This window comes from Exiguobacterium sp. s192, from assembly GCF_018618795.1.
Taxonomy (GTDB): domain Bacteria; phylum Bacillota; class Bacilli; order Exiguobacteriales; family Exiguobacteriaceae; genus Exiguobacterium_A; species Exiguobacterium_A undae.
In genome coordinates, this window is sequence record NZ_JACSMS010000004.1 from 129277 (window position 1) to 145973 (window position 16697).

General features: G+C 48.0%; 15 protein-coding genes. 6 read left to right on the plus strand and 9 right to left on the minus strand.

Going from position 1 to position 16697, the window contains the following annotated elements:
• Positions 1-34: 34 nt before the first annotated feature.
• Positions 35-235 (minus strand): cold-shock protein, encoded by a 201-nt coding sequence (locus KNP87_RS09270; RefSeq protein WP_012371797.1) that lies wholly within the window; start codon positions 233-235, stop codon positions 35-37.
• A 264-nt stretch (positions 236-499) separates the two neighbouring features.
• Entirely contained in the window at positions 500-2890 is a 2391-nt protein-coding gene (locus tag KNP87_RS09275) for an immune inhibitor A domain-containing protein (protein WP_214721499.1), read from the minus strand.
• A gap of 266 nt (positions 2891-3156) precedes the next feature.
• Between KNP87_RS09275 and KNP87_RS09280 the strand changes: the two genes are divergently transcribed.
• From KNP87_RS09280 to KNP87_RS09290, 3 genes are all read left to right on the plus strand, one after another.
• Positions 3157-4650: an HD-GYP domain-containing protein gene (locus KNP87_RS09280; RefSeq protein WP_214721500.1), complete on the plus strand. Its 1494-nt coding sequence runs from the start codon at positions 3157-3159 to the stop codon at positions 4648-4650.
• Between the two features lie 21 nt (positions 4651-4671).
• Entirely contained in the window at positions 4672-5103 is a 432-nt protein-coding gene (locus KNP87_RS09285) for a GyrI-like domain-containing protein (RefSeq protein ID WP_026831687.1), read from the plus strand.
• A 178-nt stretch (positions 5104-5281) separates the two neighbouring features.
• Complete coding sequence (locus tag KNP87_RS09290; protein WP_026831686.1) at positions 5282-6778, plus strand: M4 family metallopeptidase; 1497 nt, start codon at positions 5282-5284, stop codon at positions 6776-6778.
• A gap of 97 nt (positions 6779-6875) precedes the next feature.
• Here the strand turns inward: KNP87_RS09290 and KNP87_RS09295 are convergent, their stop codons facing one another.
• From KNP87_RS09295 to KNP87_RS09310, 4 genes are all read right to left on the minus strand, one after another.
• Entirely contained in the window at positions 6876-7754 is an 879-nt protein-coding gene (locus KNP87_RS09295) for a hypothetical protein (RefSeq protein WP_119923450.1), read from the minus strand.
• Positions 7755-7824: 70 nt separating this feature from the next.
• The gene (locus KNP87_RS09300) at positions 7825-8808 is read right to left on the minus strand and encodes a YhdH/YhfP family quinone oxidoreductase (RefSeq protein WP_214721501.1); all 984 of its coding nucleotides are present in this window, start codon (positions 8806-8808) and stop codon (positions 7825-7827) included.
• A gap of 287 nt (positions 8809-9095) precedes the next feature.
• Entirely contained in the window at positions 9096-9602 is a 507-nt protein-coding gene (locus KNP87_RS09305; RefSeq protein ID WP_214721502.1) for a hypothetical protein, read from the minus strand.
• A 64-nt stretch (positions 9603-9666) separates the two neighbouring features.
• Positions 9667-10428 carry a hypothetical protein gene (locus KNP87_RS09310; protein WP_214721503.1) on the minus strand — a complete coding sequence of 254 codons (762 nt, stop codon included), beginning with the start codon at positions 10426-10428 and terminating at the stop codon, positions 9667-9669.
• Positions 10429-10573: 145 nt separating this feature from the next.
• Between KNP87_RS09310 and KNP87_RS09315 the strand changes: the two genes are divergently transcribed.
• The gene (locus KNP87_RS09315) at positions 10574-12205 is read left to right on the plus strand and encodes a glycoside hydrolase family 55 protein (protein WP_214721504.1); all 1632 of its coding nucleotides are present in this window, start codon (positions 10574-10576) and stop codon (positions 12203-12205) included.
• 69 nt (positions 12206-12274) lie between these two features.
• Here the strand turns inward: KNP87_RS09315 and KNP87_RS09320 are convergent, their stop codons facing one another.
• From KNP87_RS09320 to KNP87_RS09330, 3 genes are all read right to left on the minus strand, one after another.
• Positions 12275-13096: a DUF1028 domain-containing protein gene (locus KNP87_RS09320; RefSeq protein WP_026831681.1), complete on the minus strand. Its 822-nt coding sequence runs from the start codon at positions 13094-13096 to the stop codon at positions 12275-12277.
• Positions 13097-13200: 104 nt separating this feature from the next.
• Positions 13201-14607: a YfcC family protein gene (locus KNP87_RS09325; protein ID WP_028105420.1), complete on the minus strand. Its 1407-nt coding sequence runs from the start codon at positions 14605-14607 to the stop codon at positions 13201-13203.
• 180 nt (positions 14608-14787) lie between these two features.
• A complete protein-coding gene (locus KNP87_RS09330) occupies positions 14788-15069 on the minus strand; it encodes a putative quinol monooxygenase (protein WP_026830437.1) in 282 nt (93 codons plus the stop codon).
• 145 nt (positions 15070-15214) lie between these two features.
• Between KNP87_RS09330 and KNP87_RS09335 the strand changes: the two genes are divergently transcribed.
• Together KNP87_RS09335 and KNP87_RS09340 are read left to right on the plus strand one after the other, a co-directional pair.
• Positions 15215-15700 (plus strand): cupin domain-containing protein, encoded by a 486-nt coding sequence (locus tag KNP87_RS09335; RefSeq protein WP_026831679.1) that lies wholly within the window; start codon positions 15215-15217, stop codon positions 15698-15700.
• A gap of 96 nt (positions 15701-15796) precedes the next feature.
• Entirely contained in the window at positions 15797-16687 is an 891-nt protein-coding gene (locus tag KNP87_RS09340; protein ID WP_028105419.1) for an aldo/keto reductase, read from the plus strand.
• Positions 16688-16697 lie beyond the last annotated feature (10 nt).

Sequence of the window (16697 nt, forward strand, 5' to 3'; positions counted from 1 at the left end):
GCCCTTTCGAAAAAGGACGATTGAATAGTTAAAATTAAAGTTTTACGACGTTAGCAGCTTGTGCTCCACGTGCGCCTTCAGTGATTTCAAATTCAACTTCTTGACCTTCGTCAAGTGATTTGAAGCCTTCACCAGTGATTGCTGAGAAATGTACGAATACGTCTTCTCCGCCTTCAACTTCGATGAAACCGAAACCTTTTTCTGCGTTAAACCATTTTACTTTACCTGTGTTCATGGGAACAACCTCCAAAAATAAATTACTTAATACATATGCACGGCATATGAAAGAAATTCATTATTGTCCCGAAATACATGGAGCGACGAAAAGATTGTTCGTGACGCAATGTGAATCAGTAGTGACAATAACAATATTAAGCTACCGCTAGTATAGAATGATTGCGCTTTAAAAGTCAAGTTGTCTGACCAGTATTTTTTCCAATTGATTCCACTTTTCAAGCAAAAAAGCAGATTCGGAATGATCCGAACCTGCTTCTGTTTCTTAACGATGGATCCAGACAGCTCCTGCTGAGTTATCTTTCGCTTCACCGATGACTTGAATTTTAAGACCGTTGTTCGGAAGCAGTTTTCCTGCATCCGGGATCAACTGATTGATGTACGATTTTGAATCATCAAACTTCGTGACACCTGCAAGTCCTTTGTAGTCGTACAGACCACGTGTCGGCGAATCGATGACCCAAGCCGGTGCTTTATCATAGCTGAAAGCAGCATCCGCGATTTGGTAACGCGTGCTTCCTGCAACGACCGGTTGTCCTTTAAGCGTTCCGACGATCGCTTCAGGATGCGAATCGACGACACCGAGGAAACCTTCACCCGGGTGAACACCAACCCAGTTATCCGTAAAGCTGCTGTCGGCATACCATACAACGAGACCTGTGTTGTACTTGACACCGCGTGCATGCTCAAGCGCTTTGTCTGAGCCTGCATAGTTCCGCCATTCGAGGTAGTATGCGTTATCGGCATAACTGAAACCATCAGAAGCAATGAATCCGTCTAATTTAAATTTCGGTGTACCTTCTGCATCATCTTCAAAGACGACTTTTCCGTCGACTGTCAATTTCGCGTTATCAAGTGCGAAACCGTCCAGGGCAAGACCCGCATCCCCTGTATAGTCAAACGTCAACGTGACTTTTTTGCCGGCAAATTCACTGAGATCATACGATTTGTCGACCCATGCACCTTTTGAAGATTCGGCACGCTGATCGCCATCCGTATCTTCATCTCCGATGACATCGATGACTTTTGATACGCCGTCAGCTGTTGCCGTGACTTCCAAGAAGTCATAGTCGAATTCGACGTCGAAGTACGCTTTGTAATCAAATTTCGCTGATTTTGCTGCCGTCAAATCGAATTCCGGTGATGTCATTGACGTGTGGAGATCGTTACCTTTCGTGCTGTAGTAGTATTTTTTACCGAATGCCGGCGCAATGCCTTTGACCGGTTTTTTCGGTAAGTTGACTTTGATGATCCCTGGATTTTTTGATTTCGTGACACTTTGATCCAGGTAAGAAGCTGTTCCCGCTTTTGAGAGCGAATCAAAGTCGACGGTTTGAATGTTCGCCCAGTTTCCGCCCATCAATGTTTGGAAGTACTCTTTGTTTTGTGGTGAGAAACTTGTTGGTTCTGTCCCGGCTACGTTTCCGTTCCAGCTACCGCCACTCATGATCGACCATGAAGCCACCGGCTCGCCTTGGCCTGTGTACTGTGTATCGTACTCATCCGGAAGACCTAAATCGTGACCAAATTCATGCGCAAAAACGCCGACTGCGCCGTCTTCTGGTTGCACTGTGTAGTCATAAGCCGCCATTTTGCCGCCCCAGTTTGTTGAGTTCGAAGTCGTGTTTTCGACCGGATAGACATTCCCAAGTGTCCAACGGTGTGACCAGATCGCATCATCACCAAGCTTACCGCCACCTGCTTCTTGACCGGTTCCGGCATGTATGATCATCAAGTGATCGACCAGACCATCCGGCTCATTGAAGTTACCGTCGCCGTCGATGTCATATTGATCAAACGTATCGTAATCGGCCAGGTTGATGCCTGCTTTGACAGCCGCATTCAACGTATCCTTGACGAGATCACGTGGTCCTTTTGGTCCGAGGTTATCGTTTCCACCTTTTGGACTGTCTGCACCGTAATCTTTTGCTGTCCCTGGAACTGTCAACCAATCGGATACTTTCCCGTCGACCGTATAACTTCCGCCTGATTGTTCTTCATAATATTGTTTAAACGTTTTGACTTTCTCTCCATTAAACAATTTGAACTCTTCGTCACCGAACATCAATTTTTCGTAATGTTCTTTATTAAAGTTGTCCGCATACATATAGCCTTCCTCTTGGACGACGTTGTTATGCTTGAAATCGCTGTACTCTGTTAACAAAACAAGGACTTTGTCTGAGCGGACAGCGCCGTTATAAGGTGCTTGTTTGGCTTTATCGACTTTGACAAAACCATCCTTTTTACCCTTTTTGTAGTTGTTATGATTTTTCTTGAGTTGTTTTGCCAACTGTTCTTTTTGTTTCGTCAAAAAGTCTTTTGTTTTTTGATCAAATGCTTCTTCTTTACCTGATTCGTGATCATGCTCTTCATGATCAACAGTCGGTTTTCCGTTGGCTTTTTTGTCCAAGTACTTTTGAACAGCCTTTTGTTTTGCTTCTGCTGATGCTGCTTTTGAGACGACCCCACGTTTTTCAAGCACTTTCAATAAGCGTTCCTGATCGACCGTGTTCAAGTCCATCGGTGCTCCTGCTGCGACTTTTTCAGCAGCCTCAACCGATTTTACCTTCCCACCAGGTAAAACTGGACCGACGGCAAATGCAGCCGCGGTGATGCCGGACAAGACGGCTAGACTAAGCTGTTTCTTTTTTCCCACGTGAACTGACCCCCTATGTAGTAGTGAAAAGTAAACTAAGTGAACTTTTCTGAATATTCAAATCATAAATTGTTTTATTCCGTTAATCAATCAAATTTCAAACAATTAGTGCTTTGTAACCATACCTATTTTTGGGATTTAGTTCATGTTTTTTAAAATCTGCCGATAGATGTAATAAACAGCCTGTCTTTTTCTTTGTCCCAGCCATCAATCTTCATACATACAGAACCAATCTTGATTTCATATTTTATTGAAGGAGGACTTTCATGTCACCTCTACAGAAATTCGAACGCCAGCTTTTAAAAAACTATTTGATCGGCTCATTCGTCGCCGTGTTTGGTGTCGGTTGTCTCTTCATCTTTGAAACACTGACCTTTGATGTACGTGAACGGGTGGTTTTATTGACGATCATGACGATTTCCGTCATTACGATGTTCAGTTTTGAATATACGGTTTACAAAAAACATATGCGTCCGCTTTATCAAGTTTTCCAAAACGCCTTTCCGAGTCAGGAGCAACTGACTGCTGCTTTTCGGACGACCCACCGCTTCCCGTTGTTGACGATCAGACGGATTCTTGGTCCACACTTCCTCGGTCTTTCGATTCCTTCATCCGGATTGACGGCTCTTGCAATCCGTTTTGGATGGCTCGATATGCCCTATTATCTGATTGGTCTCGCTTGTTTCGGTGCTGTACTTGTCGCGATTTTACACGCCTTGATTGAATTCTTTCTGACGTACCGTGTGACGGAAGCGATGTTAGCAGAACTAACGACGCAGGCTCGCATGCGTGGTTACGGTGAGCTGATGCTGACCAAAAAGGATTTTATCAGCCTCCGCCAAAAGATGTTGATCAGCACCTTGATCATCGGTGTTTTTCCGATCCTGTTATTCGTTCTCGCCTCTGCCGTCCAATTGACGGAAAACGAAAGTTTGCGTTCCTACTGGAGTTGGTCGACGTTGATTTTGATCGTCATCCTGTGTCTTGCCACATTCTGCAGTTTACTTCTATATGAAAATATCAAAAAGCCGATTTTGGCTCTGCAGGACGGCGTCGCCCAGATTAAATCCGGACAATTGAATACGATCGCTAATCCGTTTTCCGATGAATTCTCTCAATTGATCGGCGGATTCAACTTAATGGTCGAAGGCATCCAAGGCCGGGATCAGGAAAATGAACAATTGCTCGACAGCTTATTTACCTTGTTTGCCGCGACGCTTGATGCCCGTGATCCTTATACAGCCGGACATTCGTTACGTGTCGCAGAATACTCGGTTGAGATCGCCCGTGCCGCCGGATTAGCCGACGATCAAGTCGAGTTGTTACGTAAATCGGCCCTCTTGCATGACATCGGAAAAATCGGCATCCGGGATGATGTGCTCTTGAAGGAAGGACGATTGACGGAAAAGGAATTCGATAAAATCAAACAACATCCCGTCATCGGGGTGCACATTCTATCGCAAGTTCATCTTCCAATGAAGTTACAACCGATTCTTCCCGGGGTAAAGTACCACCATGAACGCTATGATGGAAAAGGATACCCAGAAGGATTAGCCGGTGAAGCGATTCCTGTCTTCGGACGCATCATGGCGATTGCCGATGCCTATGACGCCATGACATCCGATCGTCCCTACCGAAAAGGAATGCCCGTCGAAAAAGCACTCGCTATCTTGGAAGACGGTAGCGGGACACAGTGGGATGCTTCCTTTACGCAACTGTTCCTGGATTTGAAGAGACGTTCTGTCATTACTGCCTCTTGATCATCATGAAAGGAGTTTCTCATGCATCCTAAAATTGTGGATCGTCACGAACTGTATGTCATCGGACTTGGTCTGACTTGCGAAGAAAATGAACTGCATACCTTGATGCCGGAATTATGGCGTGAGTTCTCACGTCGCTCACATGAGATTCCCGCAGAACCGGGCAGTTATCCGCTCGATTTATCGCTCGGACAACGCGGGACGAAACATACACAATGTATCGGTCTTCCCGTTGCTTCGCTAGATCATGTCCCAAAAGGCATGAAAGGACATCATATTCCATCTGCCCGTTACGTGTTCTGGAAACATGAAGGTCCCGATATCGAGATTTGGAAATCGTTTGAAAAGATTCAACGGTTTGCTCAGAAGCAGGGAATCACCCTTGACCCGCTTGATTTTAAAATTGATGAGACACGTGACAAGACACATCATCTCTATCAACGCATTCTCTAAAACCGCTGTCTGAAGCGGTTTTTTTATTGTCTTCTTCTATTTTTTTCGGTCACTTAACTATTCAGTACGGGTATTAAGTACTATAATCTGAAAATTCTAATTAATGCGAACAGCTTATTCTCGGTTTCTCCTTTCTTTGGCATAGTTAGACTCAACCCAAACAAGGAGGCGATTTATTTTGAAAAAGTTTCTCGCTACATCGCTTGTCGCAAGTGTACTTGTCGTTCCTACAGTCGTCGGAGCAGAAGGTCTTCAATCTGGTAAGCTGACGAAAGCTTCATCAGAACCTGCTGCATCGATCGTCAAAGAGTACGTCAATAAAAAAGGTGACTTCTCTGTACAAGATGTCCAAAAAGATGGATCTTCTAACATCGTACGTCTCCAACAAGAAGTGGATGGCGTCCCGGTCTTCGGTAGTGTCGTCGTCGGTAACGTTGCGAAAGACGGTACATTAAAAGCAGTCGTCAACGATGCCGTTGACGTCAAAGGAAAACCAGGTCTCGCTAAAAAAGCAGCAATCTCTGAAAAGAAAGCACTCAAACTATACAAAAAAGCAATCAAAGCAACTGAATTCGAAGTGGCTCCAAAAGCTGAACTCGTCATCTATCCAGTTAAAAATGATGCGGTCTATGCTTACAAAATCACATCGACTGTCTTAGCAGGCGGCGAGCCGTCACGCTGGACATACTTCATCGATGCGAACTCAGGCAAGGTCATCAACAAATTCGACCAACTGGCTCACGCAACTGGTACGACAGTACTCGGAACAAGCGCAACATTCAACACGACGTTGAGTGCCGGCAAATACTATCTTCAAGATACGACGCGCGGAAAAGGTGTCTACACATACGACGCGAAAAACCGTACATCACTTCCGGGAACACTCTGGGCAGATGCGGATAACGTCTTCAACGCTACTTACGACCGCGCTGCCGTCAGTGCACACGTCAACGCAGCAAAAACGTATGACTTCTACAAAAACACTTACGGCCGCAACAGTTATGACAATGCGGGCGCACGCTTAAATTCGACGGTCCATTACTCGACGAACTACAACAACGCATTCTGGGATGGAACGAAGATGGTTTACGGTGATGGAGACGGAACAACTTTCGTTGCTCTCTCTGGTGCACTTGACGTCGTTGCGCACGAATTGACGCACGCTGTCACAGAATACACAGCTGGTCTCGTCTATCAAAATGAGTCTGGTGCCATCAACGAAGCGGTTTCCGATATCATGGGTACGGTTGCTGAGTACTCTGTCGGATCGAACTTCGACTGGCTCGTCGGTGAAGACATCTACACGCCAGGTGTAAGCGGTGACGCACTCCGTTCAATGTCGAACCCGGCAGCTTACGGTGATCCGGACCACTACTCAAAACGCTACACAGGAACACAAGATAACGGTGGTGTCCACATCAACTCCGGTATCATCAACAAATCAGCGTACCTCCTTGCAAACGGCGGCACATTCTACAATGTATCCGTTACAGGAATCGGTGTACCGAAACTTGGTGCGATCTACTACCGTGCGCTTAATGTCTACTTGACTCCGAACTCGAACTTCAGCTCACTTCGTGCGGCAGTCATTCAGTCGGCAAAAGATCTTTACGGTGCAACAAGTGCAGAAGCAACAGCCGCTGCCAAATCATTTGATGCTGTCGGCGTCTACTAAGAAAACTTCCTCCCAAGGATTTTCGACCTCCTGAGTCCATGACTCGGGAGGTTTTTTACGCGAAAAAAGCGACCTGTCAAAGACAGACCGCTTTTACTTATTTTCCGGGATCACGTGCGAGACGCAATCGTGTCGACCCATTGTCCGGGAAGGCTTTCAGTTGCAGTTTTTCGCCCTGATACCACGTGCCGTAACTCGTTTCGACGACCGGCTCCCCTAAAGCAGACAGCCCGGAAGCCGAAGCATTCGTCCAGTCGATGGCTTCGATAATGCCATCCGATACGACAAGCAGATAACCTGCATTTGAGAAATGATACGTGTTGACGGCATCCTTTTGCGTGTTTCCAAGTGCACCGTACTTCGCTTCGAATTTCTCAAGCGGCTGACCAAGATATTGTTCCGGTTTCTCGATCGGTTGATTGGCGACAACCTGTTGTAACGTCGCAAGCAGTGTCTTGTCTTTGACATCGGACGGAACATCCATCCGGACGTCCGTTTCCGGAATATATCCTTCGACAGCATCACTTAGTTTCAAGTGCACCATTCCATTTTCTGCATCCAGAATTTCGTAGACGTCACCTAAATCCGCTTTATAGATGACGCTGCTCCGGTTTGCATCCTGATAGACATCAGCAAAGGGACGTGTTACCCATGCGGCTTGGCTGATTTCGGGTTTATCCGCCTTCTTCTTTGCTTTTGACTCTTTTTTCTTTTGATCAGTTTTCTTTTGATCGGTCGAGGCTGACTTTTCCGTGTTTGTCTCTTTTTCTTTTTCGCCGTCGACGGACTTAGGTGATTCCACAGTCGATGTCGCTTGACTCGCATCATTCGTCGACACCATGTAACCCCATCCACCAACAATCAGGACGGTTGCTAAGATCCCGCCCAGCGCGACACTCCGCCGATTCCGTTTCTGCTTCCGGCGCTCTTTTCGTGATAAGCGTTCTTGTTCCGTTTGTTGTTCATTTTGACTCATCTATTGTTCCTCCTGAATTGATCGAGACACTTTTTAACCACTATACCATCCAACAACGTGTCCACAGTGGTTAAATTTCGATGACAGTTCTGCCTTGATGGGTTCCGTCGAGCAGAGACGATACGACGTCCGGAAGATCGTGTAAACTTTTTGTTTCGACCCATTCCTGAACCGGTAATCGCCAGTCGTCTGCGAGGTGCTCCCAGAGACGGGTACGCTCCGAAACCGGTACTTGGACGGCATCGATTCCAATCAAGCGAACGCTGCGCAGGATGAACGGGTAAACAGTCAGCGTCATTTCAGCACCGCCGACGTTGCCGCATGTCGTGACTAATCCGCCGTATTGGACATATCGAATAACGGACGCAAGCAACGGTCCACCAACCGTATCGATGATGCCGGCATAACTTCCCTTCTTCAAGGGACGCGTTGTTTCATCCAAAAACGATTGCCGGGATAATACTTTCGTCACGCCTGCTTGTTTCAAACGATCTGCTTCCGCTTCTTTTCCCGTGACGGCATGAACGGTGAATCCGAGCTTCAGAAGAAGTGCGACAGCAACACTGCCGACACCACCCGTCGCGCCTGTGACGAGCACCGGACCATCATCCGGTTTCACCCGTTGCAACAGTTCCTCTACTGACTGCGCGGCGGTCAAACCGGCCGTACCGTACGCCATCGCTTCAAACGCCGTGAGTCCGTCCGGTAACGGTGTGATCCAGTCCCCGGGGACACGTATGTATTCCTGAAAGCCGCCTGACGTGTTCATCCCAAAATCAAATCCATTGACGACGACTGCTGTTCCCTCCTGGAACCGTGCATCGGTCGAGCTGACGACATGACCTGCTGCATCGACACCCGGTGTATGCGGATACTGTTTCGTCACCCCCCGGTTCCCCGTGACGGACAACGCATCCTTGTAGTTGACGCACGAGTAGTCGACACGAATCAACACGTCTCCTGCCGGCAAGTCGGCGATCTGCTTCTGTTCGAGTGCTCCTGTCAACTCCCCCTCCTGTTCCCGGACAACAAATGCTTTGAATGTATCTTTCATCTTCAGGTCCCCTTCCATGAATGACTCCAGTAAGCTATACCCGAACACAGTCATCGGCATACCTTTTATATACGTTTTGTTCATACAAAAAAACCGTGAATGCCGAAGCACTCACGGTTTTTGGCGTCTGACGAAAAGAAACGTTTTTCCGCAGGTAGTCACTGGTGACAGGTCAGAACGTCATCGGTCAGTGGTCATGGGTGTGCCGTGGCCGTTGAAATTCCCTATTGGAAGAGGTTTGTGTCAGAATCGCCGTCCCTGATCAGGAGTCTCACCTGACCAGAGTCTTACATGTAACGTGTACCGTCAAAATCAATTTCCGTCCGGTAATTGGCGGCATTGATCGCATTTGAAATCCGATGTGCTGCCCGTTCCATCTCCTGCGCTTTAATCCGGTAGGCGTCCGGATCATACAACGCATGCCGGATGACGGTCGTCCCTTCAAATCCATATTGGAATTCGCGTTTCGGACGGGCGGCGAGTTCTTGGAACTGTGTGGCTTTTGCCCGGAGTTGGGTTGCCAGTTCAATCGCTTCGACGAGAGGTACTTCACCTTCTGTCGTCTCGATCGTCGTCGACAAGTTCGCCGCATAAACTAACCGGTCCAGTGTCCGCATATCCCGGCGAACTTCATCCATCGCCGATTCGACATCCAGTAGCGTCCGCTCTTGACCGGTCGGCAAAGCCTCCCCTTTTTCAAGATCAATGAACGCAATCCGGTCCACTTCTTCGACTAATTGTTCGAGTTGTTTCCGTAAGATACTTTTTAATTTCACGGCATCTGCTAAGTACATTGTTCAGCCCCCCGTTTCCTGATCCTGCTCTAGTGTTTATTACGTCCTGAGATTATGAAAGGTTTCATTTGAGTTGCCCGAGATAACTGGAAAAATCATTTTCAATGTCCACTAATACCGTTACCGTCACATCGGTTGATTGATTCGGATCATAGCGCACCATTTCATATAACCGTTGTAACTCAAGGGACGGTTGAAAACCGATCCGTTCGAACCATTCCCGGAACGACTCGGTCTCCCTGCGTTTCAATTTTGGCGGGAGCTGACGGTTAAACAAGACGACTTGTTGCCGGACCTGCTCGACCGGTAAAGGCGGAAGTTCCTCTTCTGGATTCGTTTCTCCCAGGCGTTTTTTTATTCGAACCGAACGTGGTACTAACTCGTCTTCAGTACTGTCCCATTTCTTTCGTTTTCGGAAACGGCGTCCGATCAGAAACAGTAATACTAAACCGGCGAGACCGGTTGCGACCAGCAGATACGGAAAGCCGTTCTCGCCCTCTTCGCCTTCTCCTTTTGAAAACGGATGAAATCCAAGGGAAATAAATTTTTCTTTTTGTGGTTTTCCTCCGCCTTCTACCGGTTCATTCGTCTCATATCCATATTTAACTTGTCCAGGCGGTAATTCTTTTTTCTTGAACAGGTACGACCACCAAAACGTCAAAGGTTTGGATTCACACTCTCTTACACACTGTTGTTGTGCACCGCCCCCCGGAAATACTTCAACGGTTTGTAATGTCTTGTATCCTGCCTGAACTAATGGTTTCATGATACCCAGCCCTAGAATGACCACACCAATCAAAATGAACAACCGACTTCGAAAGCGCATGTCCCCACCTCTTTAATGTAATTTTTATCCATTATATACGAGTTCCATCCTAATTATCGGAATTTTTTGTTTTTGTCAGAAAGGGGCTTGAATCCGAAAGGGGACGGGAAAAGGAAAAGAGTGATTTTTAGAGAGGGGTTTCCAGATGCTGAGATTAGATGAAACACATGATCCGTATCAAAATGGTCAATTGATTGCGGAATATACCGAAACGAAGTCGAACGGGGAGGCCGTTCTTCGGGCGGAGCAACTGATGAAAGACAGTCCGTTCGTTGCACCGCGTCGAACACCTCATCCGAGCCGTTATCTCCGGTCTTTGATTTCGCCGCTCTTTTTGACGGATCGGGATAAACATATTCTGCCGTTGACGAAGGCTTTTGTCAGTGAACAGGACGAAATCCGACCAAGTTGGTTCGGTCGGCTGACGTATGAATTTGAACAATTGATCAGCCAGGTTGAAAAGGTTGATGTCCGGGCTTACGGAGCGGTCGGGGACGGTGTGACGGACGATACACTCGCCTTTAAGGAAGCACTCGCTGACGGACACCGCCAAGTCCATGTCCCGGCCGGCACGTATCTCGTCCGCGGCATCCGTCTGCCGAATTATACGATTTTGACTGGAGACGGCAAAGGACAGACGATCATTAAGCTCCACGATGCGGCTCCCAAAGGACGCCGGTTGATCACGAATCAAAACTACTTACTCGGTAACCATCATCTGCTCGTCGAACGGATGACACTGGATTGGAACATCGAACGGATCGGGGATGCGAAAAAGAGCAGTACGTGGGGCAATCATTCCAGTTGTTTGACCTATGCCCATGTGACGTACGGTTGGGTGTTTGACGTCGATGCCGTCAATCCGGGTCTGCACTGCTTTGATATCTCAACCCCCTATTACAATTACAACGGGGACGGTGCACGCGCCAACCTCAGCAGTTCGTTCATCTGGTTCGACGGACTGACGGGATCCGGTTTTGGGGACGACGGCATCACGACCCATCACAGCGATCATCTGTTCATCTCAAACTGTTTTATGCGTGATCCGAGCGGACGGGCGCATGCTTCAGGTTTTTCGAATTCAAACGGGATTGAAATCGATGACGGTTCCCGTGATGTCTGGTTGTTCAACAATGCGACGACACGTTGTTTCGGCGGACTTGAAATCAAAGCGCACGCAACGTCTTCCGCCGCATCGACCGTTAAAATCGTCGGTCACTTATCCGTTGATGACCATCGTTCGTTTAACTTCCGGCATATCGGACATCATCAAGCAACCGATCCGACATCGCAAACCGCCTACAATATCGTCGCGACACGTCTGATTGCCCAGACACCACAGTATACGCCGCTGTATCAAAATTCGAAGCCGCGTGCCCTGATCGTCTCCGCCTATCGGAACGTCGTCATTCATGACTTCACAGTGCTCGGTGATCCCTATTATGATTACCAGGAACAACCGGTGATCGGGATTCAATACAAAGCACGTAACGTGACGTTGAGCCAAGTCAAGATGGGTGGTTTCCGACGCGCCAAAACGGATATTCAAATATTCGGGGGCGACAACCGGGCGGAGGATGTCCGATTGATCGACGTCCGGATCGAGGACTCTGCCAAACACGGCATTACGATTGGTCCAAGCATCGAGCACATCCGCTTAGCAAATGTCGCCATCAAAGGCGATGGAACGGTCGGTCTGAATGCCAAGTCCGAACCTGAACTCGAACGGTTTATCGCGACCGGCTATAAAGTACCGGTCCGCACGCATTCGACATAACTGGTTTCCGGATGATTCCGAACACAAAATAAGGCTGATTCGACGCGTGTCGAGTCAGCCTTATTTCTATTATTGGGCCCGAAGGTATGCTAAGACCCGGGTATCAATCGACCGGTCTTTTTGTTCCCGCATCTCGAAGTTTTCGGTATGCAAATACGTCCGGAATGCTTCGTCGAACGAACCGCGGTAGCCGAGTTCGAGCAACTTATCCATCACTTCTGACTCCAGCGCATCGTCAATCGGTTTGATTTCTTCCGGTTTACTTGGCTGTAGATACAGCGTATGCAATTGATAAATCCGTTCCAGTTCCTGAATCGGACTCGTGTGATCGTCGACCCGCAGATCGATGTACCGGTCGTTGAATCCACCATATCCGCCACCTTCTTTGACGACCAACAAAGCGGCTGACTGCATCCCCCGCGAATCCCCTCCCGCTGCTTGACCGGCTGCCAGTGCGCGTAATAGTCGTTCCGCGAGCGGTCCTTCCGTCGTCTCGAACACACGAGCCATCTCCTTGACTGTGTTGCCGTCAACTAAAATGTTGCCTTGCGCCGCGAAGTGTTTCCCGGCGATTCCGCCCGCCCAGTCGTTGCACCCTTCACCTGTGAACGTCGCACTTTTACCGGAGGCATCCACGATTCCGACCTGGCGATCCGCTCGCCCTTCGTCCGCTTCCGTCAGACGTTTCAAGACTTCATCCGCCGACTTGCCTTCCGTAATCATCCGCAGCCCGTCTGGTCCGTAGGCTGTATTCGCAAAGGATTGTGTTGCAATCGCACCTACACCGGCCTTCGCAAACGGAACCGCACTGCCGACCGCTAAAAATTTAGATTGAACCGCTACACCCCAAGCTTGTTCCTTTTCACAATACCCAACGATTGAATATGTCATGTTCTAAAATCCCCCTTGATTGTCATAACTATCCGTTCGTCGTAGGGATTCCCGTTTCCTGCACACAAAAAACCTTCCGTCCCTTTCGAACGGAAGGTAAAGCTTCATTGAATCCCTAGTACAACGGCGAGCAGAAGAGCACCACAGGCGAGCGAAATCCAAATCGCAAACAATTTCCAGACAAACCGTAACCACTTTTCATAAGGAATGCCGGCAATCGCTAGAAACGCCATCAAGTGGGCACTTGTCGGAAAAATCATATTCGTCAATCCATCTCCGTACTGGAAGGCTAGTACGGCAACCTGACGCTCGATCCCGAGCAGATCAGCGAGTGGTGCCATGATCGGCATCGTCGTTGCTGCTTGTCCACTTCCTGAGGGAATAAAGAAGTTCGTAATCAATTGGACGATATACATACCGATGACAGCAAGTGATGTCGGTAACTGTCCGACGGCGTTCGATAAACCGTAGATCACGGTATCGATGACACGACCGTCCTCTAAGATGACGACGATCGCCCGGGCGAACCCGACAATCAAAGCACCAAACGTAACCGCTTTCGCTCCGTCAATCAAACTCTCAAACGTCCGGTTGACTCCCATCGTCACAATTCCGGCAAGGAGACCGATGATCAGGAATGATGCCGTCAGTTCCGTCAAATACCAGCCCCATTCGAAGATCCCGATGACATTCAGTGTAATGCCGCCAACCAATACGACCAGCACAAACAGATGTTTTTTCGAGAACCGTGAAAAGGTTGTCGTCGTCTCTTCTTTGCGGTGTTGTTCCAGATCATGAACCAGACTTTTCGTCGGATCTTTTTTAACTTTTTGCGCATAATTCATCACATACAGAATCGTGACGACTAAAAAGACAAGATAGACTGCCGTCCGATAACCGAGTCCACTAAACAGAGGCACTTCGGCAATGGATTGCGCGACACCGACCGTAAAGGGATTCAACATCCCGCCGGCAAAGCCGACTGCTGCTCCGAGACTGACGATGGCGGCACCCGTCATCGCATCATATCCAAGTGCACGTGCTAACATAATGCCGATCGGAACGAAGATGATCGTTTCTTCCGCCATTCCGATCGTTGCGCCGGCGACCGAAAAGACGAACATCGTCATCGGAATCATGATGTGTCCCTTCTGACCAAATCGGTTGATCAATTGATTGATGCCGGACTCGATTGCCCCGGTCTGTCGGATTATTCCGAAGACGCCACCGACCAAGAAGATGTAGAAAATGATGGCAGCGCCTGCTTCCATTCCTTTCGGGATGGCTTCAAACAAACCAAACAAGTTGACTGGAGCCGACTCGACCGCACGATACGTACCGTCAATGACAACGGTTTGTCCGTCCTGTTTTTCCCGATCGAACTGTCCTGCCGGTAATGTATACGTCAAGATGACTGCAATCAATAAAATTCCCATGATGATAGCATATGTGTGAGGCATCTTGAAGAAAGACCGGGCAGAAGCGTCTGTCTGTGGTTTCTGTTCGTTCATTCGTTTGCCTCCTGACCTACTTTTAAAATTTTACTCTCTTAAGAGATAATGCCCTATTTATGGAAAAAATAACAGAGTATTTCGTCATTTAATTTTTTTGTAATATATTATTCACTGGTTTTTCTTTATCAGAAACCACAAAAAAACCTGACAATTGTCAGGTTTTACGACGTTCTCTGCTTAGGCGTTGAAAGATTGAACATCTAACGGTTTCGCAAGCGCTGTTTGAGCAAATGCTACGAACTGACCGAAATGCGCACTTGTGTTGTGTGATTCGATTGCTGCTTGATCTTCCCATTTCTCAATCATCATGAAGACATTTTCGTCTTCGATGCTTTGAAAGAGATCATAACTGATATTGCCTGCTTCCATACGTGATCCTTCGATCAGTGTTTTCGTCGCTTCTAAAAATTCTTGGCGTTTTGCAGGTTGTACTTCTAATTTTGCTTCAATGGCGATCATTGGAAAGCCTCCTCTAAAATTTCATTAACTTAAGTATAGTAGCATCTTCCCTTTCGATTCTCCATTAAGATGCTTGTACGATTAAAGAAGTTATATTTCGGGTAAAAAAATGTATCATTTTGACATCAGAGAGGAGTCCATTCAAATGACGGTCGAGATTTTTTATTTCGATGATGATGGCGAGATTCCAAACAACCCAGATCTACCTGTTCTGATTTATCGTCATGTCTTTGACGATCCGTCTTCCATCGAAGACACCTTTCATTCGCACAATTGGCAGAATAGCTGGGTCGACGGCATTTTTGATTTCCATCATTATCACAGCGTCGCTCATGAAGTCATCGGTATTCTTGAAGGACATGCCAGCATCCAACTCGGTGGACCACTCGGAAAAACCTTTACTCTGACGGCCGGTGATGTCGTCGTTCTTCCTGCCGGTACGGGACATAAGGCGCTGCACACCAGCCGACAATTTAAAGTCATCGGGGCGTACCCAAACGGTCAGGATTACGATACTTTGACGGGTGATCCGTGCGAACGGCCGGCGAACTTGGAACGGATTGCTCAGGTCGAACGGCCGCAAACAGATCCCGTTTATGGAAAACAAGGACCGTTATTTGAACACTGGTAGCCACGTCTGCTTTCCCTCCATTGGAAAGCAGACGTTTTTTTCTGCCACATCAGTGGTAAACCCTACTATTGTGTTTTTTTAAAAGGAGGAAGAAAGATGAATGAGACAGAACGGACCGTCATACTTGCAGCACTGAAGCAACAAACCGTCACGCTTCCGGATCAGACTCACGTACGCGCACTCGGTCAAGGAACATGGCGCATGGGTGAAGATCAAACGAAACGTCAGGCTGAAATCGAAGCGTTGCATGTCGGGCTCGACAGCGGAATGGAACTGATTGATACCGCGGAAATGTACGGGGAAGGTGCATCCGAACAGCTGATTCGTGAAGTGCTCAAAGAGCGACGCGACGAAGTGTTTCTCGTCTCGAAAGTCTATCCGCATAATGCCGGTGGGGAAAAGTTACGCACCGCCTGCGAGCGGACACTCGAAAACCTCGGCACCGACTATCTCGATCTTTATTTGTTGCACTGGCGCGGTAGTATTCCGCTACAGGAAACAATCGATGGACTGGAACAGTTAAAAGCCGAAGGGAAAATTCGCCGTTGGGGCGTCTCAAACTTTGATGTCAAGGACATGAAGGAACTTCTTTCGCTCGATCAAGGCGATCAATGCGCCGTCAATCAAGTGCTGTACCATCTCGGTTCACGCGGAATTGAGTACGAGCTGATGCCGCTTCTCAAACAACACGGGATACCGGTGATGGCGTATTGTCCGCTTGCTGAAGGCGGCAGTTTACGGGATCAGTTGCTGGACCATCCGACTGTCGAACGCCTCGCCGAAGAACACGGCGTCAAACCGGCACAAATCCTGCTTGCCTGGGCTATCCGAAGCGGTGACGTCATCGCGATTCCAAAAGCCGGACAAGCGCAGCATGTGGAGGAAAACGGGAAAGCCGCTTTGGTCGATTTAAGCGAAGAAGAGTTGGCTGCACTCGACGAAGCGTTCCCGGCACCTACAAAAAAAGAGCCACTCGATATCGTTTAAGGAGGAGTCA